Source organism: Mycobacterium colombiense (assembly GCF_001665835.1).
Lineage (GTDB): Bacteria > Actinomycetota > Actinomycetes > Mycobacteriales > Mycobacteriaceae > Mycobacterium > Mycobacterium colombiense_A.
The window spans coordinates 25,601-44,219 of the sequence record NZ_LZSX01000018.1; the positions used below are offsets into that span (position 1 = coordinate 25,601).

Sequence of the window (18,619 nt, forward strand, 5' to 3'; positions counted from 1 at the left end):
CCCGGGTCTCGCCCCGCCGGCTGTGGATGGGCGTCGCACTGGGGATAACCGGCCGTCGCGCGGGGCCGCGGGTCGCGATGGTGGCCCGTCCCGTCCGGGGCGCCGGGCACGGTGGCCCCCATGACGACCGAAACGACGATGACCCGGATCCAGCTGGGGGCGATGGGCGAGGCGCTCGCCGTGGATCACCTGATGCGGATGGGACTGCGGATCCTGCAGCGCAACTGGCGCTGCCGCTACGGCGAACTCGACATCATCGCCCGCGACGACGCCACCTCGACGGTGGTGTTCGTCGAGGTGAAGACCCGCACCGGGGACGGATACGGGGGACTGGCCCATGCCGTCACCCCGCGCAAGGTGCTGCGGCTGCGCAGGCTGGCCGGCCTGTGGCTGGCCGGCCAGGACCAGCGCTGTGCGGCGATCCGCATCGACGTGATCGGCGTGCGGGTCGGGCGCCGGCGCACCCCCGAAATCACCCACCTGCAAGGAATCGGCTGATGGCGCTGGGACGCGCGTTCTCCGTCGCGGTGCGCGGCGTGGACGGACAGATCGTGGAGATCGAAGCCGACATCACCTCCGGGCTGCCGGGCGTGCACCTGGTCGGCCTGCCCGACGCGGCCCTGCAGGAGTCGCGCGACCGGGTCCGGGCGGCCGTCACCAACTGCGGCAACACCTGGCCCATGGCGCGGCTCACCCTGGCGCTGTCGCCGGCGACGTTGCCCAAGATGGGGTCGGTCTACGACATCGCCCTGGCCGCCGCGGTGTTGTCGGCGCAGCGCAAGAACCCCTGGGACCGGCTGGACAAAACGGTGCTGCTGGGCGAGCTGTCCCTGGATGGGCGGGTCCGGCCGGTGCGTGGGGTGCTGCCGGCCGTGCTGGCCGCCAAGCGCGACGGCTGGCCGGCCGTGGTGGTGCCCGTAGACAACCTCGCCGAGGCCAGCCTGGTCGACGGCATCGACGTGTGGGGCGTGCGCACCCTGGGGCAGCTGCAGAAGTGGCTCAGCGGCTCCGGCGCCCTGGACGGCAGGATCGACGCGGAGCCCACGGACGGGGAGCCCGAGGCGGATCTGGTCGACGTGGTGGGGCAGGCGCAGGCGCGGTTTGCGGTGGAAGTGGCCGCCGCCGGGGCGCACCACCTCATGCTCACCGGCCCGCCGGGAGTGGGCAAAACGATGCTCGCGCAACGCCTTCCGGGCTTGCTGCCGCCGTTGACGGATGCCGAGTCCCTGGAAGTCACCGCGATCCACTCGGTGGCCGGGTTGCTGTCGGGCGACACACCCCTGATCACCAGACCGCCGTTCGTGGCGCCCCATCACAGCTCCAGCGTCGCCGCGCTGGTCGGTGGGGGGTCGGGGATGGCGCGCCCCGGGGCCGTCAGCCGGGCGCATCGCGGGGTGCTCTTCCTCGACGAGTGCGCCGAGATCCGGGTCAGTGCGCTGGAAGCCTTGCGAACACCGTTGGAGGACGGCGAGATTCGGCTTGCCCGCCGCGACGGGGTGGCGTGCTATCCCGCCCGGTTCCAGCTGGTGCTGGCCGCCAACCTGTGCCCGTGCGCGCCGGCCGACCCGCAGGACTGCATCTGCGCGGCGGCGGCCAAACGCCGCTACCTGGGCAAGCTGTCCGGGCCGCTGCTGGATCGTGTGGACCTCCGCGTGCAGATGCATCAGGTCAAGGCCGGGGCGTTCGCGGGCCGAGACGCTGAATCGACGGCGCAGGTCCGCCACCGGGTGGCGCAGGCCCGCGCGGCCGCCGCCGAGCGCTGGTCATCGCACGGATTTCGCACCAACGGCGAGGTCAGCGGAACACTGCTGCGCCGAAATTTCCGTCCCAGCAACGCGGCAATGGAGCCGCTGCAACGGGCGCTGGACGGCGGGCTGCTCAGCATCCGTGGCCTCGACCGCACGTTGCGGGTCGCGTGGAGCCTGGCCGACCTGGCCGGTCGCACCTCGCCCGGGACCGACGAAGTCGCCGCCGCACTCAGCTTCCGTCAGCCCGGGGCGCAGCGATGAGCGCCGCGGCCCAGCTGCCGGGCGCGCTACCAGCGCGCCATGGTCAGCCAATCGGTGTGCCCACCCCGCACCGCTATCGCGACGGTCACCAGAAGCGCGAACGCGCGGGCGAATTGGGCCAGGGCGCGGCCGCTTTCACCCCGCTGTTTCATCTCGCGCAACCCGAGGCAGGCCAGGCCGATGCTGATGACGGGGATGGGAAAACCGATCCAGCTGACCAGGCTGAGCGCGAACGCCGCGACGGCCCATGGGTTCTTGGGACGCTCGGACACGCTGTACACCATCGGCAGGTCGAGGATCATGGGTCGTTCCGTTCGTTGCGGGCCGGCGTGCGGCGGGCGGCTGACAACACCACGTTCGCGCGCGGGGCTGCAAGGATCCTTGGCGGATCCTTGAAGCCGGGGGCACTGCGATGACGATGGCGCTCGACGATCCCGCGCTGCGCGCGTGGGCCTATCTGTCCCGGGTGGCCGAGCCGCCCTGCGCCGAGCTGGGCGCCCTGGTGCGGCACGTCGGCCCGGTGGAGGCCGCCGAGCGGGTCCGGCGAGGGCTGGTCGACGACGACGTGGCCCGACGCACCGAGGCCCGGCGCGAGATCGACCGCGGTGCGGCCGATCTCGAGATGCTCGCGCGGCGTGGCGGGAGGTTGATCACCCCGGACGACGACGAGTGGCCGCTGCTGGCGTTCGCCGCCTTCCACGGTGCCGCACCGCGACCCGGCGGTGGTGCGCCGATGATTGCGCCGATGGCGTTGTGGGCGCACGGGCCCGTGCGGCTCGATGAGGTCGCACACCGGGCGGCCGCCGTGGTCGGGACGCGCGCGTCGACCGCGTACGGCGAACATGTCGCCGGCGAACTGGCGGCCGGGCTGGCCCAGCGCGACGTCGCGGTGGTTTCCGGCGGCGCCTACGGCATCGACGGCGCGGCGCACCGCGCCGTGCTGGACTGCGACGGCGTCACGGTGGCCGTCCTGGCCGGCGGGCTCGACGTTCCCTACCCGAGCGGTCACACCGCGCTGCTGCACCGGATCGGTCAGCACGGGCTGCTGTTCACCGAATACGCGCCCGGCATTCGCCCGGCCCGCCACCGGTTCCTGACCCGCAATCGGCTGGTGGCCGCGGTCGTTGGGGCCGCCGTCGTGGTGGAAGCCGGTCTCCGCAGCGGCGCGGCCAACACCGCGGCCTGGGCGCGGGCGTTGGGGCGGGTGGTGGCCGCGGTGCCCGGGCCCGTCACGTCGTCGGCGTCGGCGGGCTGCCACGCGCTGCTGCGCAACGGCGCCGAACTGGTCACCCGCGCCGACCACGTCGTCGAGCTCGTCGGCCACGTCGGCGAACTGTCCCGTGATGAGCCGCACCCGGCGACGCCGCTCGACGGCCTCAGCGACGCCGAACGCCGGATCTACGAGGCCTTGCCGGGCCGCGGCGCCGCCACGGTCGACGAGATCGCGGTCGCATCGGGAATGGTGCCGGAGCTGGTGCTGGGGCCGCTGGCGATGCTCGAGCTGGCCGGATTGGTGCAGCGCCAGGACGGGCGGTGGCGGATTGTCCGGGTCGCCGCAGGCCAAGCTGCGTCAACGACGCGACTCGTATAGTCGACCGGGGGTCGGGGTTTGGACAGGAGGACACGTGGCAGGTCGACCACTGCAACGCTTCGAAGTTGTCGGTACCGAACAACTCACACCGCACATGGTGCGGATAGTGCTCGGGAGCAAGGATTTTGACGCTTTCGTGCCCAGCAAGTTCACCGACTCCTACGTCAAGCTGGTTTTCGTCGCCGACGACGTGGACGTGGCCGGCTTACCCGAGCCGCTGACACTCGACAGCTTCGCCGACCTGCCCCCGGAGAAAAAGCCTTCGGTGCGGACCCTCACCGTCCGCCACGTCGATATCGAGAAACGCCGCATCACGCTGGACATCGTCGTGCACGGCGAGCACGGCATGGCGGGTCAGTGGGCGTCGAACGCCCAGCCCGGCCAGCCGGTCTACCTGATGGGGCCAGGCGGCGCGTACACGCCCGACCCGGCCGCCGACTGGCACCTTCTGGCCGGCGACGAATCGGCGCTGCCGGCCATCGCCGCGGCGCTCGAAGCGCTGCCCGCCAGCGCGGTCGGCAAGGCGTTCATCGAGGTCGCGGGCCCAGAGGACGAGATCCCCCTGACCGCACCCGAAGGCGTCGAGGTGCACTGGGTCTACCGGGGCGGTCGCGCCGACCTGGTTCCCGAGGATCGCGCCGGCGACCATGCGCCGCTGATCGAGGCCGTCACCAGCGCGCCCTGGCTGCCGGGACAGGTGCACGTCTTCATCCACGGCGAGGCCCAGGCCGTCATGCACAATCTGCGCCCCTACATTCGCAAGGAGCGGGGCGTGGACGCCAAATGGGCGTCGTCGATCTCGGGGTATTGGCGCCGCGGACGCACTGAGGAGACCTTCCGGCAGTGGAAGAAGGAACTGGCACAGGCGGAGTCGGCGAACTCGTCAGCCTGACGGCAGCCTGGCATTGTCTATCGCATGGCATTCGGCGACTACCAGAACGAGATCTACTTCAAGGGCCTCGGCGGGGTGGCGCCCGCGCTGCCGATGGCCTTCACGGAGCTGGAGGCACGCGCCGAGCGGGCCATGTCGCCGTCAGTGTGGTCCTACGTCACCGGTGGCGCCGGTGACGAACGCACGCAGCGGGCCAACCGGGAGGCGTTCGATCGCTGGGGCCTGATCCCGCGCATGTTCGTCGGCGCCGCCGACCGCGAACTGTCGGTGGAGATGTTCGGCCTGACCCTGCCGTCGCCGGTGTTCATGGCCCCGATCGGCGTCATCGGCATCTGCGCCCAAGACGGCCACGGCGACCTGGCCACCGCCCGGGCGGCCGCGTCCACCGGCGTCCCGATGGTCGTGTCCACCCTGACCGCCGACCCGATGGAAGACGTCGCCGCGCAGTTCGGTGACACCCCCGGCTTCTTCCAGCTGTACACGCCGAAGGATCGCGACCTGGCCGCCAGCCTCGTGCAGCGGGCCGAAGCCGCCGGCTACCAGGGCATCGTGGTCACCCTCGACACCTGGATTCCGGGGTGGCGCCCGCGCGACCTCACCACGGCCAACTTCCCCCAGCTGCGGGGGCTCTGTCTGAGCAACTACACCAGCGATCCGGTCTTCCGCGCCAAACTGCAACGCCCGCCGGAAGAGGACCCCCAGGGCACCGTCCTGCAGTGGGTAACGACCTTCGGAAATCCTCTGACCTGGGACGACCTGCCCTGGCTGCGGTCGCTGACCGACCTGCCGCTGATCATCAAGGGCATCTGTCACCCCGACGACGCGCGGCGCGCCAGGGACGGCGGCGTCGACGGCATCTACTGCTCCACCCACGGCGGCCGGCAGGCCAACGGCGGCCTGCCCGCCCTCGCGTGCCTGCCCGGCGTCGTCGAGGCGGCCGACGGGCTGCCGGTCCTGTTCGATTCGGGGATCCGCAGCGGCGCCGATGTCGTCAAGGCGCTCGCGCTGGGCGCCACGGCCGTGGGCATCGGCCGGCCGTACGCCTACGGCCTGGCGCTCGGCGGCACCGACGGCATCGTGCACGTGCTGCGCTCGATCCTGGCCGAAGCCGACCTCATCATGGCCGTCGACGGCTACCCGACGCTCAAAGATCTCACCCCGGACACGCTTCGGCGCGTCGACTAGAGCGCCCGGGGCCGCGCCTGCGACCGTGGGAGAGTGCAGGCGATCCTCGACGAGTTCGACGAGTACCTGGACTTGCAGTGCGGCCGTTCCGCGCACACCCGGCGCGCCTACCTCGGCGACCTGCGCTCGCTGCTCGCGTTCATCGGGGACCGCAGCACCGGCCTGGACGGGCTGAGCCTGCCCCTGCTGCGCTCCTGGCTGTCCGCCGCGGCCGGGTCCGGTGTCGCCCGCACGACGCTGGCCCGGCGCACCTCGGCGGTCAAGGCCTTCACCGCCTGGGCGGTGCGGCGCGGCCTGCTGACCGCTGACCCGGCCGCGCGACTGCAGGTCCCCAAGGCGCACCGCACGCTGCCCGCGGTGCTGCGTCAGGACCAGGCGTTCGACGCCATGGCCGCCGCCAAATCCGGTGCGCAGCAAGGTGATCCGATGGCGCTGCGGGACCGGCTGATCGTGGAGATGTTGTACGCCACCGGGATCCGGGTCAGCGAGCTGTGCGGCCTGGACATCGACGATGTGGACACCCATCACCGGCTCGTCAAAGTCCTCGGCAAGGGCAACAAGCAGCGCAGCGCGCCGTTCGGCCGGCCGGCCGGCGAGGCGCTCGACGCGTGGCTGGCCGACGGGCGCCCGGCGCTGGCGAACGCGGAGTCGGGCCCGGCGCTGTTGCTGGGCGCGCGGGGCCGCCGGCTCGACGTCCGGCAGGCGCGCACGGTGGTGCATCAGACCGTCGCCGCGGTGGACGGCGCGCCGGACATGGGGCCGCACGGCCTGCGGCACAGCGCGGCCACTCACTTGCTCGAAGGCGGCGCTGACCTGCGCGTTGTCCAGGAGCTGCTCGGGCATTCGAGCTTGGCGACCACCCAGCTCTACACCCACGTCGCGGTGTCCCGGCTGCGCGCGGTGCACGACCAGGCCCACCCGCGGGCTTGAAACGCGCTCAGCGGTTCAGCGGCTTGAGCCGCACCGGCGTGGACTCCAGCAGGCCCAGCGGATCGACGTAGCGGGCGCCCGACGCCGGGCCCCACATCGCGCCCCAGTGCAGGCACGTCGCGGCCGGGCACCCGGCATGCCCGGGCATCAGCGCGCCGATCACGGTTGCGGTCGTCACGTGCTGGCCGACCCGCACGGCCGCCCGGACCGGCTCATAACTGGTGTGCAACCCGCCCGGGTGGGCCAGCGAGACCACCGGCCGCCCGGCCAGCAGCCCGGCGAACACCACGGTGCCGGCACCCGCCGCGTACACCGGCTGAGCGGCTGCCCCGGCCAGGTCCACGCCCCGATGTCCGGGATTCCAGTTGGGCGACGGGGCGTCGAATCCCCGGGCGACGGCCGGCGGCGGGCGCAGCGGCCACTGCAGGCGATCCTCGGCGGCACCCGCCGGCACCGCGCTGACCAGGCCCGCACACAACAGCAGCGCTGTCCATCGCATCCAGGCAGTTCAGCGTGCCGCCGGTCGCCCGGCCATCCGGCCGCGCCGGTTTTGTGGACGAGCGCCCCGGTTGGGGAAGCGTGGCAAAACCACCTGCTGAGTCGGTGTAAACTGCTGGTCGCAGCTCGTTCGCGGGCTGACTTCGCGCGTCTGCATCGCGTCTCTGGTTCCACTAGGAGTTCGCATCGCATGCCGGGCGGTCCCGACCGGGGTTTCTCCGGGCCGGGTCCGGCATCGCAGCAGCCGCCAGGGCCCGGCCTCAACCCGATGCCAGGCGACAACCGACACAAGTAAGGCACAACCATGGCCGTCGTAACCATGAAGCAGCTGCTCGACAGCGGCACCCACTTCGGGCACCAGACCCGTCGCTGGAATCCCAAGATGAAGCGGTTCATCTTCACCGACCGCAACGGCATCTACATCATCGACCTGCAGCAGACCCTGACCTTCATCGATCAGGCGTACGAGTTCGTCAAGGAGACCGTCGCCCACGGCGGCAGCGTGCTGTTCGTCGGCACCAAGAAGCAGGCGCAGGAGTCCGTGGCCGCCGAGGCCACCCGCGTCGGCATGCCCTACGTGAACCAGCGCTGGCTGGGCGGCATGCTCACCAACTTCTCCACCGTGCACAAGCGGCTGCAGCGCCTCAAGGAGCTCGAGGCGATGGAGCAGACCGGAGGCTTCGAGGGCCGCACCAAGAAGGAAATCTTGATGCTGACCCGGGAGAAGAACAAGCTCGAGCGCAGCCTCGGCGGTATCCGTGACATGGCCAAGGTGCCGTCGGCCATCTGGGTCGTCGACACGAACAAGGAGCACCTCGCGGTCGCGGAGGCTCGCAAGCTGAACATCCCGATCATCGCGATCCTGGACACGAACTGCGACCCCGACGAGGTCGACTACCCGATCCCGGGCAACGACGACGCGATCCGCTCGGCCGCGCTGCTCACCAAGGTGATCGCCTCGGCGGTCGCCGAGGGCCTGCAGGCCCGCGCCGGAGTCGGCCGCGGCGACAAGCCCGAGGCCGAGGCCGCCGAGCCGCTCGCCGAATGGGAGCAGGAGCTGCTGGCCTCCGCTACCGCCACCGCCCCCACCGAAGCCGCTGCGGGCGCCCCCGAACCAACCACTGAATCCTCATAGGAAGGCTGACCATTGGCGAACTTCACCGCTGCCGACGTCAAGCGGCTTCGGGAACTCACCGGTGCCGGCATGCTCGACTGCAAGAACGCGCTGGCCGAGAACGACGGCGACTTCGACAAGGCCGTCGAGGCCCTGCGCATCAAGGGCGCCAAGGACGTCGGCAAGCGCGCCGAGCGCGCGACGGCCGAAGGTCTGGTGGCGGCCCAGGGCGGCGCGCTGATCGAGCTCAACAGCGAGACCGACTTCGTCGCCAAGAACGCGGAGTTCCAGGCGCTGGCCGACCAGATCGTGGCCGCGGCCGTCTCGTCGAAGGCCAGGGACGTCGACGGGCTCAAGGCTTCTCCAATTGACCAAACATCGGGTACTAAGACCGTCGAGCAGGCGATCGCGGAGCTTTCGGCCAAGATCGGCGAGAAGTTGGAGTTGCGCCGCGTCGCTAACTTCGACGGCACCGTCGAGACCTACCTGCACCGGCGGGCGGCCGACCTGCCCCCCGCGGTCGGTGTGCTGGTCGAGTACTCGGGCGGCGGAACCGCCGCAGATAAAGACGCCGCACACGCCGTCGCGCTGCAGATCGCCGCGCTCAAGGCCCGCTACCTGTCCCGCGACGACGTGCCCGAGGACGTGGTGGCCAGCGAGCGCCGCATCGCCGAGGAGACCGCCAAGGCGGAGGGCAAGCCGGAGCAGGCCCTGCCCAAGATCGTCGAGGGCCGGCTGAACGGCTTCTTCAAGGACGCGGTGCTGCTCGAACAGCCGTCGGTGTCCGACAGCAAGAAGACGGTCAAGGCGCTGCTCGACGACGCCGGCGTCACGGTGACGCGGTTCGTCCGCTTCGAGGTGGGTCAGGCCTGATTCAGGCCTGACCGCCCGGCACGAGGCGGTCCGGGCCGCGTACGAGGCGGGAAACCTCCCGGTGGCACGGGTCTGCGGGTTAGCGTCATTGCCATGCGACACGTGCACGCGTTCGGCGACGATGCCCTTGGCGACCTGGACGCGGTCGGCCTGGCCGACGCCCTGAAGTCCGGCCAGGTCGGCAGGGCCGAGGTGGTCGAGGCCGCGATCGCCCGCACCGAGGCCGTCGACCCACTGCTGAACGGGTTGGCGTACGCGGCTTTCGAGCAAGCGCGGGCGGCCGCGGCGGAATCGCCGAGCGGTTACTTCGGTGGCGTCCCGACGTTCATCAAGGACAACGTCGACGTCGCCGGGCAGCCCACGATGCACGGCACCGACGCGTGGACGAGCTGGAATGCCCTCGCGGACAGCGTCTTCACCGAGCTGTTTTTGGCCACCGGGCTGACCTCGGTGGGCAAGACGCAGCTGTCTGAGTTCGGATTCAGCGCGTCGGCCGAACACCCGCGGCTGGGCCCGGTCCGCAATCCGTGGGACACCGACTACACCGCCGGTGCGTCGTCGTCGGGGTCGGGTGCGTTCGTCGCCGCCGGTGTGGTGCCCATGGCGCACGCCAACGACGGCGGAGGTTCGATCCGGATTCCGGCCGCCTGCAACGGGTTGGTCGGACTGAAACCCTCGCGTGGGCGGCTGCCGCTGGACCCGACGCTGCGCCGGATGCCGGTCGGCGTCGTCGCCAACGGGGTGGTGACCCGTTCGGTCCGCGACACCGCGGCCTTCTACCGAGAGGCCGAGCGAATCTGGCGTAACCCCAAGCTGGCGCCGATCGGGGACGTCACCGCGTCCGGCCGGCAGCGGTTGCGGATCGCGGTGTTCACCCGTTCGGTACGGCGTGAGTGCAGTCCACAGGTGCGGGAGCTGACGCTGAAGTCCGCGGGCCTGCTCGAGGAGCTGGGCCACCGTGTCGAACGTCTCGACGAGCCCCCGGTCGCGGCCAGTTTCGTCGACGACTTCGTCATGTACTGGGGATTTTTGGCACTAGCCCAGGTGCGCGGCGGGCGGCACATGTTCGGCGAGACGTTCGATCGCAGCAAGCTGGACAGCCTGACGCTTGGTCTTCTTCGGCACACCAGCCGCAACCCGCACCGCCTTCCGATGGCGATCGTGCGGCTGCGCCGAGCGCGCAGACGCACCGCGCAGTTCTCCCGCACCTACGATGCGGTGCTCACACCGACAGTCGCCGACGAGACACCCCCCATCGGATTCCTGGCGCCCACCGATTACCAGCAGGTGATCAGCCGGCTGATCGACTGGGTCTCGTTCACCCCGCTGCACAACGTGACCGGAGAGCCCGCGATCTCGCTGCCGCTGGCCCAGTCCGCCGATGGCATGCCGGTGGGCATGATGCTGTCGGCCGATGTGGGGCAGGAGGCGTTGCTGCTCGAATTGGCCTATGAGCTCGAAGAAGCCCGGCCGTGGGCGCGCATCCACGCCGCCGGGTGATCAGACTGATGGCGGCCACCTCGCCGGCTGGGCTGGTGGCGGCGACCCGCTTCGCCCGGCTTCGCCGCGCTTGCGATTGCCGCGGCTAGTCGGAACCGAGTTTCTCGAGCATTCTTTTGAATTCGCGTTGCTGAGGTTCGGTGAGCTTGGCCAGGATGCGGGCGTCGGCGCCGCGGACCGCTCCTTCGGCGCGCTTGAGCAGGGCGCGGCCCTGTCCGGTCAGGTTGGCCGGGAGCGCGCGCCCCGAGGACACCGACGACGGGCGTGCCACCGCCCCGACCTCTTCGAGCTTGCGCAGCACCGTGTTCATCGCCTGCGGGGTGACGTTGGTGTGGCGGGACAATTCGGCGCTCGACATGCCCGGGAACATCGAAAGTATGCGCAGGCAAACGAATTCGGGCAGGGTCAGGCCCAGCGGACCCAGCGCGGTGGCAACTTCCGGTCGCAACACCGCCCCCACCCGATAGAGCAAATAACCCAGCGGAGCATCGTCGGCCTGAATCATGTCAACGATATTGACATATTTCCGCCGGGCATTGCGCACATTGTTCAGACCGTGATTGTCCGCGCCGCAACGGGGTAACCGACCGGTTACCCACAGCGCTTGCGGCACACGAGGAGGTTCGATGCCGAAGACGACGAAAGGCGGCGCGGCCAAGAAGGGCGAATTGCCCAGCACTCTGCAACGTTCCAGCGCCAAGGCCCAACGCACGTTCGCGAAAACCCATGATGCGGCCGCCGACGAGTACGGCAGCGAGGAGCGCGCCCACCGGGTGGCGTACGCCGCCGTCAAGCACAGTTTCGAAAAGGTCGGCGACCACTGGGAGGCCAAGGACGAGAAGGGCCCATCCGACGAGCGGGCCGAAATCGGCGGCCTGCGGCCCAGCGGAGAGTCGGCCGAGTGCGTCGACGCCAACGCCAGCAAAAAGCACCTGCTCGAGCTGGCCCGCCGCCTCGACATCGCCGGCCGGTCCACCATGAGCAAGCCGGAGTTGGTCGACGCGATCAAGAAGCACAACCGCCGGGTCCGGGGCACCTGACGGCCGCTGAAGGGGCTTGTGAGCAGCGCGACAGAACCCGCTGCGGGATAACGGCTTTCGCTAGAGGATCGGTCGTCCACCGGTCACTGCCACCCGCGCCCCGGAGATGTAACTCGCGTCATCGGAGGCCAACAGCACGTAGATCGGCGCGAGTTCGGCGGGCTGCCCGGCGCGTCCCAGCGGCACGTTGTCGCCGAAGGATTCCACGCTGTCCGGCGGCATGGTCGACGGGATCAACGGCGTCCATATCGGCCCGGGTGCCACGCTGTTGACGCGAATTCCCTTGTCGCCCAACAGCTGAGCCAGGCTGGCCGAGAAATTGGCGATGGCCGCCTTCGTCGCCGCATAAGGCGCCAGGGTGGGATTGGGTGTATCGGAATTGACCGACGAGCTGCCGATGATCGACGAGCCGGGTCTCATGTGCGGCACGGCCGCCTTCGCCAGGTAGAAATACGCGCCGATGTTCAGCCGGAACGTGTACTCCCACTCCTCGTCGCTGATCTCGTCGAGGCTTTTGTGCATCATCTGGTAGGCGGAGTTGTTGACCAGGATGTCCACTCCGCCCAATTCCTGCACCGCCCGGTCGACGACCGCGCGGCAGTGCGCAGGGTCGGAGAGATCGCCCGGCATGAGTACGCATTTGCGGCCGGCATTAGTGATGTAGCGGGCGACCTCGCGCGCGTCGTCGTCCTCGTTGAGGTAGGCGATCAGGACGTCGGCGCCCTCGCGTGCGAACGCGATCGCGACCGCGCGCCCGATGCCGCTGTCCCCGCCGGTGATGATCGCCTTTTTGCCGAGCAGTTTTCCCGAGCCCTGGTAACTGTTTTCACCACAGTCCGGAATCGGGTCCATCTGCGCCTGCACGCCGGGGACGGATTGTTGTTGCGCCACAAAGCCCATGCGATTTCCTTCAGAGATTGTTCGGGTGATTCATAATCCAGACGAGCCGGGCAAATGGCCGGCTTTTACCGGCCACCGCTTTACGATTTGCGCGGTGCCGGGCCGGCCGTCGGGACATCTGGGTCGTCGTCGGCCGGCGGCTCCGGGTCACGCCATTCCTCGCTGCGGCTGGAACGGTTACCGCGAACCGTGCCTTCCAATTCTTCCTTGAGCGCGTCGTCCTCGCGTGCACCGTGCTTGGAGTTTCCGCGTTGCACGTGACTGCCCCCTTTTGCGGCTATCTCGGCTCGCCCACACTGACACACGGATTGCCAGGCGAAGGCCTCAGCGCACCGATTACCCGCCAGCGCATCGCCTAATCACGACGGCCTAATCACGACGGCCTGCTGTGATTACTGGTGCAGGTGTTATCCACTGGTGCGAAAGTTGCTGTCCAAGAATGCAAACTCATTCCGGTGGCTAACCGGGCGGTATAGGCCCAACGCGGGCACAAACGTTTAAAGCGATGGGCGGATGGATATTTGCTGAAAATATGCGCATGCCCTTCAGGGGGGCGATTGTTCTACACGAAAGGAACGAACATGAAGGTCACCAAGATTGCTGCGACAGCTGCGGCTGCCGGGGGTATAGCGGTGGCAAGCGTTTTCGCGCCGACGCCGGCGTCTGCCGCGCCCAACATTCAGGGCTTCGGCACGAGCGAACAACTCATCGACGGGCCGCTCATCACCAACTACACGGTGAGCAACCTGCAGCCCAGCAACGTCGCCATCCCGGGCTACACGCCGAAGGGGACGTTGTACCAGGCTGACATCACCGCCAGGTCGGACGGCGGGCTCGTCACCCCGATGGTCAACGACTTCATCGCCCGCGGCCCCAACGGCCAGAACTACCGGGTGATCGACAAGGTCGGTGCGCCGAACGGGCTCAACCCGGCACCCATCGCACAGGGCAATGAGTCGACCGGCACGCTGTACTTCGACGTGACCGGTGCGCCACCGAACGGTGTCGTCTACAACGACGGGACGCAGGACGTCCTGATGTGGACGTCCAACGTCCAGGGCGGCTCGGCGCCCGCCGCGCCGAACAGCCCGGCACCGGGTGCCCCGCCTGCACCGGCGCCGCACACCTAAATCGGTTGTGAAATTTCCCCGCGCCACCTGGTGGCGCGGGGAAATTTGCGTCTGGGCGAATCGTGCCGCCCGAATCGGGTATGCGAAAGGACATGAGCAACCCCCCGGATCACAGACCGGCGCCGGTACGCGCTCAAGCGCGGCGGCACGCCGAAGAGGCCCGCGAGGCGATGGAAGAACGACGCAGCAAGCACAGCGGCGGCCTGAGCGGCTGGGTGGCCGAGCGGGCCGCGAGGTGGGATCTCTCCGGCCAGGACGAGACCACCCTGCAGCGACAGAAGTATCTGTGGAATGTGCTGGTGGACTACTGGTTTCGGATGGAGATCGACGGCTGGGAGAACATTCCGGAGTCGCCACCGGCGCTGCTGGTGGGGATTCACTCCGGGGCACCGTTCGTCTGGGATGCCTGGACCGTCGGCCTGCAATGGTGGCGGCGATTCGGCCAGGAGCGCGCCCTGCACGGCACCGCCCACGACGCGCTGATGGCAATTCCGTTGTTCGGGCGGTACTTCCGGTCGATGGGGGTGCTGCCGGCGGCCCCCGATGCGATTGCCACCGCGCTGGCCGAGGGGCGTGACGTGGCGCTGTGGCCCGGTGGGGAGGTGGATTCACTGCGCCCGTGGACGGAGCGCGATCAGGCCAACCTGGCGGGGCGGACCGGCTTCGTCAAGATGGCGATTCGTGCGGGCGTGCCGATCGTGCCGATCGCCACAGTCGGCGGCGCCGACGCGATGCCGGTGTTGATCCGCGGCGACCGGCTGTCGAAAACGCTACGCCTGGACCGCATCCTGCGGCTCAAGGTGTTTCCGCTCGCCGTCTCGTTACCGTGGGGGATCGCGCCGGCGGCGCTGCCGCAGCTGCCCCTGCCGGCCAAGATCAGAACCCGGTTCATGCCCGCCGTGGAACTCGACAACGATCCCGCGCGGGCCGACGACGACCAATACGTCGAACGCAAATACCACGAGGTGCAAGGCGCCATCCAGGAAGGAATGGATGCGCTCGCACGCAAGCGCGCATTCCCGTTCTTCGGCTAGCGGTTCGCCAAAAGCGTTGTGGCAAAAGCTGTTAGGAGTCTGAGACCTCCGGGTGCGGGCGATCCGGTGCGGGCGTGGTGGTCGAGTTCCAGAGCGGGGTCAGCGCCGAGGCGCCGAGGACCCATTCCGGTTGCGGCGGCACCGCCGCCCGATAGCCGACACCCCGGACGGTGTCCACCAGGAACTGGTGGCGGGTGCCCAGCTTGGCGCGCAGCCGCCGAATGTGCACGTCGACCGTACGGACCTTGCCGGTGCTGTCGTGGCCCCACGCCTCCCGCATCAATCGGGTCCGGGTGAATGCCTGACCGGGATGCTGCACAAGGAAATTCAGCAATTTGAACTCGGTGAGGGTCAGGCCCAGGTCGTTGCCGTCCAGCGTCGCGGTGAAACTGGCCGGATGCAGCAGGAGGTCGCCGAATTTCAGCGTGCCGTCGACCACGCTGCGCCGGCGTCCGATGGCAAGGCGCATCCGTGCCTGCAATTCTTCGGCACCGGTGCCGGGCAGCATCACCTCATCGAAATTGCAGTCGACATCGACCGCGGCGCAATCGGCCGGGGCAACCAGGGCCACCACCGCGGTACCGGGGTTGTCGGTCGTCAGTCGATGGCTGACGGCCTGGGCCACCGCCATATTGCTACGCGCGTCGATGATCGCGATGTCGGCTGTGGCGAAATGCCCGTCGGCCTCGGCCGCCAGGGTGATGCGGCGCATCGGCTGCGCGAACGTCGCCAAATCCGGTAGGGCCGATTCGAAATCGTCCTCATCGGTGAGCACCACCACGTGCAACAACATCTCCAAACTCGTGACGTCCCGGCTTCCCCCCCGGTCCGTAGGCACCTCTGCGGAGATGTCTTACAGTGCTACGCCTGGATACCCGTCCTGCTCAAAACTAAGCAGACTCGTTACGCGTGCCGGCCAACTCGGCCCTGAGAAACTTGAGAAAAGCGGTGGGCCCGGCCCGTTTCCACGGACCGGGCCCAACGACTACAGCGTGCTACTGGTTGCCTTTCTGGCGCTCCTCGGCCGCCTTGGCGCCGCCGCGCGCGGCCTCGGCTTCGGCTTCCTTCTTCGCCGCGTCGCGCTGCGCGTCGGCCTTGTCCTGTTGCGCCTGGCCCTCGCGGGTGAGGTCATCACGACCGGCCACCGCGCCTACGGCCTCCTTGGCCTTACCTTTGACGTCCTCGACGACGCCCTTCACAGCTTCGGCAGGTCCTGACTTGTTTTCTTCAGCCATGGAAGTACTCCTCCTCGTTGGCGTACTGCGAGCGATTCACGCTCAACGGCGATCGCGAGCGATCGATCCGGTCATACGGCGCGGCCTTATTGCTCAAGACCGCATATTTCTGCCGCGTTGATGCGGATTCCCATGGCAACCGTCGCTCAAACGCGGGCCCGAAGAAAGCCGGCCTATTCCGGTACCGGGAGACTCGAAAATTGGTCCGGCGCGCCAACAATGCGCATAATGCACCCCGCCGACGCCGCATTGTGCTGCGATGAGGCAGGATGTGAAATGCCGTTCCGGGATGGAGATCGCCCGGGATGGCACTCTCATGCGAGGAGTCTGATGACGGAGTCCAGGGAGCCCCAAGTCGCCGGCTCGGCGGCTCCGAGGCCGGAGCCGACAACCGCCGGCAACGGTGTATCCGGCCAGCCACCGAGCCGGGCCAGGTATTCGCGAGTGTTGCTCAAGCTCGGCGGCGAGATGTTCGGCGGCGGCCAGGTCGGCCTGGATCCCGATGTCGTGGCGCGGGTGGCTCGGCAGATCGCCGAGGTGGTCCGCGGCGGTGTGCAGGTCGCCGTGGTGATCGGCGGGGGCAACTTCTTCCGGGGCGCGCAGCTTCAGCAGCGCGGCATGGAACGCACCCGCTCGGACTACATGGGCATGCTGGGCACCGTCATGAACAGCCTCGCGCTGCAAGACTTTCTGGAGAAGGAAGGCATCGTCACCCGGGTCCAGACCGCGATCACCATGGGCCAGGTGGCCGAGCCCTATCTGCCGTTGCGCGCCGTACGTCACCTGGAGAAGGGCCGCGTGGTGATCTTCGGGGCCGGCATGGGGCTGCCCTACTTCTCCACCGACACCACCGCCGCGCAGCGCGCCCTGGAGATCGGTGCCGAGGTGGTCTTGATGGCCAAGGCGGTCGACGGCGTGTTCGACGCGGATCCGCGGCAGCATCCCGATGCCGAATTGATCGCCGCGATCAGTCACCGTGAGGTGATCGATCGCGGGCTACGAGTGGCCGATGCCACCGCGTTCAGCCTGTGCATGGACAATGGCATGCCGATCCTGGTGTTCAACCTGCTGACCAATGGCAATATCGCCCGGGCGGTCGCTGGTGAGAAGATCGGGACTCTGGTCACCACCTGAGGGGAAGACGCGCACATGATTGACGAGGCTCTCTTCGACGCGGAAGAGAAAATGGAGAAGGCCGTGGCGGTAGCCCGCGACGACTTGTCGACCATCCGGACCGGGCGCGCCAACCCGGGCATGTTTTCGCGGATCGTGATCGACTACTACGGCACGGCCACGCCCATCACGCAGCTGGCCAGCATCAACGTGCCCGAGGCGCGCCTCGTCGTCATCAAGCCCTACGAGGCCAGCCAGGTGGGCGCGATCGAGACGGCGATCCGCAACTCCGACCTCGGCGTCAACCCCACCAACGACGGCACCCTGATCCGGGTGGCCGTGCCACAGCTCACCGAGGAACGCCGCCGGGAGCTGGTCAAGCAGGCCAAGAGCAAGGGTGAGGACGCCAAGGTCTCGGTGCGCAACATCCGCCGCAAGGCGATGGAGGAGCTGCATCGCATCCGCAAGGACGGCGAGGCAGGCGAGGACGACGTCGGCCGGGCCGAAAAGGACCTGGACAAGACCACACATCAATACACCACACAGATCGAAGAGCTGGTCAAGCACAAAGAAGGCGAACTGCTGGAGGTCTAGCGACCTCAGCAGCTAAGTCCACCAGGCCAGTGGCAACCCCAGAACCCGGCGCAGGCGACCCGCCCGACAATCCGTCGCGCGCCGCCAAGGAGACGATCCACCCGACGGCCAAGAAGACATCGCGGGCCGGGCGCGACCTGCGCGCCGCGATCGCGGTGGGGGCCGGTATCGGCGGCGTCCTGGTCGTGACGCTGGTGTTCGCGCCGCACTTCTGGGTTCCCATCGTCGCCCTGGCCATCGTGGTGGCCACCCACGAAGTGGTTCGGCGGTTGCGCGAAGCCGGCTACGTCATACCCATCATCCCGCTGCTGGCCGGGGGCCAGCTCACCGTCTGGCTGACCTGGCCGTTCCACGCCGCGGGCGCACTGGCCGGCTTCGGCGTCACCGTGGTGGTCTGCAACGTGTGGCGGCTGTTCATGCAGGACAACAGCAAACGGCCCGAGCCGTTCTCCGGCTCGCCGTCGGCCAACTATCTCCGGGACGCCTCGGCCACCGTGTTCCTGGCCGCCTGGGTGCCGCTGTTCGCCTCCTTCGGCGTGCTGCTGGTCTACCCGCACGACGGCGCCGGGCGGGTGTTCTGCCTGATGATCACCGTCGTCGCCTCCGACACCGGCGGATATGCCGTGGGGGCGCTCATCGGCAAGCACCCGATGGTTCCGGCGATCAGCCCCAAGAAGTCCTGGGAGGGATTCGCCGGTTCCCTGGTGTTCGGAATCACAGCGGCGACGCTGACGGCAACCTTCCTGGCCGGCAAACCATGGTGGATCGGCGCGTTGCTGGGTGTCGTCTTGGTGCTGACCTCCACGCTTGGCGATCTGGTGGAGTCGCAGGTCAAGCGCGACCTCGGCATCAAGGACATGGGCCGGCTGCTGCCCGGCCACGGCGGCCTGATGGATCGGCTCGATGGCGTCCTGCCGTCGGCGGTCGCGGCCTGGACGGTGCTGACACTCGTTCCCTAGGCAGGCCCGGACGTGACCGATA

21 protein-coding genes and 1 pseudogene are annotated in these 18,619 nt (G+C 68.9%); 15 read left to right on the top strand and 7 right to left on the bottom strand.

Annotation, left to right across the window (positions count from 1 at the left end):
- The first annotated feature begins 120 nt into the window (after nt 1-120).
- Both A5760_RS03895 and A5760_RS03900 read left to right on the top strand, forming a co-directional pair.
- Nucleotides 121-498 carry a YraN family protein gene (locus tag A5760_RS03895; RefSeq protein ID WP_064877865.1) on the top strand — a complete coding sequence of 126 codons (378 nt, stop codon included), beginning with the start codon at nt 121-123 and terminating at the stop codon, nt 496-498.
- Nucleotides 498-2,009: a YifB family Mg chelatase-like AAA ATPase gene (locus A5760_RS03900; protein ID WP_064877867.1), complete on the top strand. Its 1,512-nt coding sequence runs from the start codon at nt 498-500 to the stop codon at nt 2,007-2,009. The genes A5760_RS03895 and A5760_RS03900 overlap by 1 nt, the downstream gene beginning before the upstream one ends.
- 26 nt (nt 2,010-2,035) lie before the next feature.
- Here A5760_RS03900 and A5760_RS03905 read toward each other — a convergent pair whose 3' ends face one another.
- The gene (locus A5760_RS03905; RefSeq protein ID WP_064877869.1) at nt 2,036-2,311 is read right to left on the bottom strand and encodes a DUF4190 domain-containing protein; all 276 of its coding nucleotides are present in this window, start codon (nt 2,309-2,311) and stop codon (nt 2,036-2,038) included.
- A gap of 116 nt (nt 2,312-2,427) precedes the next feature.
- On the opposite strand from A5760_RS03905, the gene dprA reads away from it, so the two are divergent.
- The 4 genes from dprA to A5760_RS03925 are packed head-to-tail and all read left to right on the top strand — an operon-like array spanning nt 2,428 to nt 6,607.
- A complete protein-coding gene (gene dprA, locus A5760_RS03910) occupies nt 2,428-3,600 on the top strand; it encodes a DNA-processing protein DprA (RefSeq protein ID WP_419538216.1) in 1,173 nt (390 codons plus the stop codon).
- Between the two features lie 34 nt (nt 3,601-3,634).
- Nucleotides 3,635-4,492, top strand: coding sequence for a siderophore-interacting protein (locus tag A5760_RS03915; protein WP_064877873.1), 858 nt, complete (start codon nt 3,635-3,637; stop codon nt 4,490-4,492).
- Between the two features lie 24 nt (nt 4,493-4,516).
- The gene (locus A5760_RS03920) at nt 4,517-5,677 is read left to right on the top strand and encodes a lactate 2-monooxygenase (protein ID WP_064877876.1); all 1,161 of its coding nucleotides are present in this window, start codon (nt 4,517-4,519) and stop codon (nt 5,675-5,677) included.
- A gap of 33 nt (nt 5,678-5,710) precedes the next feature.
- A complete protein-coding gene (locus A5760_RS03925; protein WP_064877878.1) occupies nt 5,711-6,607 on the top strand; it encodes a tyrosine recombinase XerC in 897 nt (298 codons plus the stop codon).
- Between the two features lie 13 nt (nt 6,608-6,620).
- Here the strand turns inward: A5760_RS03925 and A5760_RS03930 are convergent.
- Nucleotides 6,621-7,106 (bottom strand): annotated as a pseudogene (locus A5760_RS03930) (M23 family metallopeptidase); the annotation flags it as partial.
- Nucleotides 7,107-7,409: 303 nt separating this feature from the next.
- On the opposite strand from A5760_RS03930, the gene rpsB reads away from it, so the two are divergent.
- The 3 genes from rpsB (at nt 7,410) to A5760_RS03945 (ending at nt 10,592) form a co-directional block, all read left to right on the top strand.
- Entirely contained in the window at nt 7,410-8,240 is an 831-nt protein-coding gene (gene rpsB, locus A5760_RS03935; RefSeq protein WP_064877882.1) for a 30S ribosomal protein S2, read from the top strand.
- 12 nt (nt 8,241-8,252) lie between these two features.
- On the top strand, nt 8,253-9,092 hold the full coding sequence (tsf, locus tag A5760_RS03940; protein WP_064877884.1) for a translation elongation factor Ts: 840 nt from the start codon (nt 8,253-8,255) through the stop codon (nt 9,090-9,092).
- A gap of 93 nt (nt 9,093-9,185) precedes the next feature.
- Nucleotides 9,186-10,592: an amidase gene (locus A5760_RS03945; protein ID WP_064877886.1), complete on the top strand. Its 1,407-nt coding sequence runs from the start codon at nt 9,186-9,188 to the stop codon at nt 10,590-10,592.
- A gap of 85 nt (nt 10,593-10,677) precedes the next feature.
- On the opposite strand, the gene A5760_RS03950 is transcribed toward A5760_RS03945, so the two are convergent.
- Complete coding sequence (locus tag A5760_RS03950; RefSeq protein WP_064877890.1) at nt 10,678-11,097, bottom strand: MarR family winged helix-turn-helix transcriptional regulator; 420 nt, start codon at nt 11,095-11,097, stop codon at nt 10,678-10,680.
- Nucleotides 11,098-11,218: 121 nt separating this feature from the next.
- Here A5760_RS03950 and A5760_RS03955 point away from each other — a divergent pair, with 121 nt between their 5' ends.
- A complete protein-coding gene (locus tag A5760_RS03955; RefSeq protein WP_064877892.1) occupies nt 11,219-11,632 on the top strand; it encodes a ChaB family protein in 414 nt (137 codons plus the stop codon).
- A 60-nt stretch (nt 11,633-11,692) separates the two neighbouring features.
- Here the strand turns inward: A5760_RS03955 and A5760_RS03960 are convergent, their stop codons facing one another.
- Entirely contained in the window at nt 11,693-12,532 is an 840-nt protein-coding gene (locus A5760_RS03960) for an SDR family oxidoreductase (protein WP_064877894.1), read from the bottom strand.
- An 80-nt stretch (nt 12,533-12,612) separates the two neighbouring features.
- The gene (locus tag A5760_RS26925; protein ID WP_196771979.1) at nt 12,613-12,789 is read right to left on the bottom strand and encodes a hypothetical protein; all 177 of its coding nucleotides are present in this window, start codon (nt 12,787-12,789) and stop codon (nt 12,613-12,615) included.
- A gap of 324 nt (nt 12,790-13,113) precedes the next feature.
- Between A5760_RS26925 and A5760_RS03965 the strand changes: the two genes are divergently transcribed.
- Both A5760_RS03965 and A5760_RS03970 read left to right on the top strand, forming a co-directional pair.
- Entirely contained in the window at nt 13,114-13,662 is a 549-nt protein-coding gene (locus tag A5760_RS03965; RefSeq protein ID WP_064877896.1) for an MPT63 family protein, read from the top strand.
- 92 nt (nt 13,663-13,754) lie between these two features.
- Nucleotides 13,755-14,696 carry a lysophospholipid acyltransferase family protein gene (locus A5760_RS03970; protein WP_064877986.1) on the top strand — a complete coding sequence of 314 codons (942 nt, stop codon included), beginning with the start codon at nt 13,755-13,757 and terminating at the stop codon, nt 14,694-14,696.
- Nucleotides 14,697-14,727: 31 nt separating this feature from the next.
- On the opposite strand, the gene A5760_RS03975 is transcribed toward A5760_RS03970, so the two are convergent.
- Nucleotides 14,728-15,489: a winged helix-turn-helix domain-containing protein gene (locus A5760_RS03975; RefSeq protein ID WP_064877898.1), complete on the bottom strand. Its 762-nt coding sequence runs from the start codon at nt 15,487-15,489 to the stop codon at nt 14,728-14,730.
- A gap of 202 nt (nt 15,490-15,691) precedes the next feature.
- Nucleotides 15,692-15,931 (bottom strand): CsbD family protein, encoded by a 240-nt coding sequence (locus A5760_RS03980; RefSeq protein WP_064877900.1) that lies wholly within the window; start codon nt 15,929-15,931, stop codon nt 15,692-15,694.
- Nucleotides 15,932-16,261: 330 nt separating this feature from the next.
- Between A5760_RS03980 and pyrH the strand changes: the two genes are divergently transcribed.
- From pyrH to A5760_RS03995, 3 genes are read left to right on the top strand one after another with little or no spacing between them, the layout of a single operon-like run.
- On the top strand, nt 16,262-17,065 hold the full coding sequence (gene pyrH, locus A5760_RS03985) for a UMP kinase (protein ID WP_064877902.1): 804 nt from the start codon (nt 16,262-16,264) through the stop codon (nt 17,063-17,065).
- Nucleotides 17,066-17,080: 15 nt separating this feature from the next.
- Nucleotides 17,081-17,638 (top strand): ribosome recycling factor, encoded by a 558-nt coding sequence (gene frr, locus A5760_RS03990; protein ID WP_064877903.1) that lies wholly within the window; start codon nt 17,081-17,083, stop codon nt 17,636-17,638.
- A 29-nt stretch (nt 17,639-17,667) separates the two neighbouring features.
- Entirely contained in the window at nt 17,668-18,597 is a 930-nt protein-coding gene (locus tag A5760_RS03995; protein WP_064877904.1) for a phosphatidate cytidylyltransferase, read from the top strand.
- Nucleotides 18,598-18,619 lie beyond the last annotated feature (22 nt).

Bases quoted from the DNA above. Each gene is read 5' to 3' on its own strand.
- A5760_RS03905 (WP_064877869.1), bottom strand. From the start codon at position 2,311: ATGATCCTCGACCTGCCGATGGTGTACAGCGTGTCCGAGCGTCCCAAG.
- A5760_RS03950 (WP_064877890.1), bottom strand. From the start codon at position 11,097: ATGATTCAGGCCGACGATGCTCCGCTGGGTTATTTGCTCTATCGGGTG.
- A5760_RS03945 (WP_064877886.1), top strand. From the start codon at position 9,186: ATGCGACACGTGCACGCGTTCGGCGACGATGCCCTTGGCGACCTGGAC.
- A5760_RS03920 (WP_064877876.1), top strand. From the start codon at position 4,517: ATGGCATTCGGCGACTACCAGAACGAGATCTACTTCAAGGGCCTCGGC.
- dprA (WP_419538216.1), top strand. From the start codon at position 2,428: ATGGCGCTCGACGATCCCGCGCTGCGCGCGTGGGCCTATCTGTCCCGG.
- A5760_RS03895 (WP_064877865.1), top strand. From the start codon at position 121: ATGACGACCGAAACGACGATGACCCGGATCCAGCTGGGGGCGATGGGC.
- pyrH (WP_064877902.1), top strand. From the start codon at position 16,262: ATGACGGAGTCCAGGGAGCCCCAAGTCGCCGGCTCGGCGGCTCCGAGG.
- A5760_RS03960 (WP_064877894.1), bottom strand. From the start codon at position 12,532: ATGGGCTTTGTGGCGCAACAACAATCCGTCCCCGGCGTGCAGGCGCAG.
- A5760_RS03955 (WP_064877892.1), top strand. From the start codon at position 11,219: ATGCCGAAGACGACGAAAGGCGGCGCGGCCAAGAAGGGCGAATTGCCC.
- A5760_RS03975 (WP_064877898.1), bottom strand. From the start codon at position 15,489: ATGTTGTTGCACGTGGTGGTGCTCACCGATGAGGACGATTTCGAATCG.
- A5760_RS03970 (WP_064877986.1), top strand. From the start codon at position 13,755: ATGAGCAACCCCCCGGATCACAGACCGGCGCCGGTACGCGCTCAAGCG.
- A5760_RS03980 (WP_064877900.1), bottom strand. From the start codon at position 15,931: ATGGCTGAAGAAAACAAGTCAGGACCTGCCGAAGCTGTGAAGGGCGTC.
- frr (WP_064877903.1), top strand. From the start codon at position 17,081: ATGATTGACGAGGCTCTCTTCGACGCGGAAGAGAAAATGGAGAAGGCC.
- A5760_RS03900 (WP_064877867.1), top strand. From the start codon at position 498: ATGGCGCTGGGACGCGCGTTCTCCGTCGCGGTGCGCGGCGTGGACGGA.
- A5760_RS03965 (WP_064877896.1), top strand. From the start codon at position 13,114: ATGAAGGTCACCAAGATTGCTGCGACAGCTGCGGCTGCCGGGGGTATA.
- rpsB (WP_064877882.1), top strand. From the start codon at position 7,410: ATGGCCGTCGTAACCATGAAGCAGCTGCTCGACAGCGGCACCCACTTC.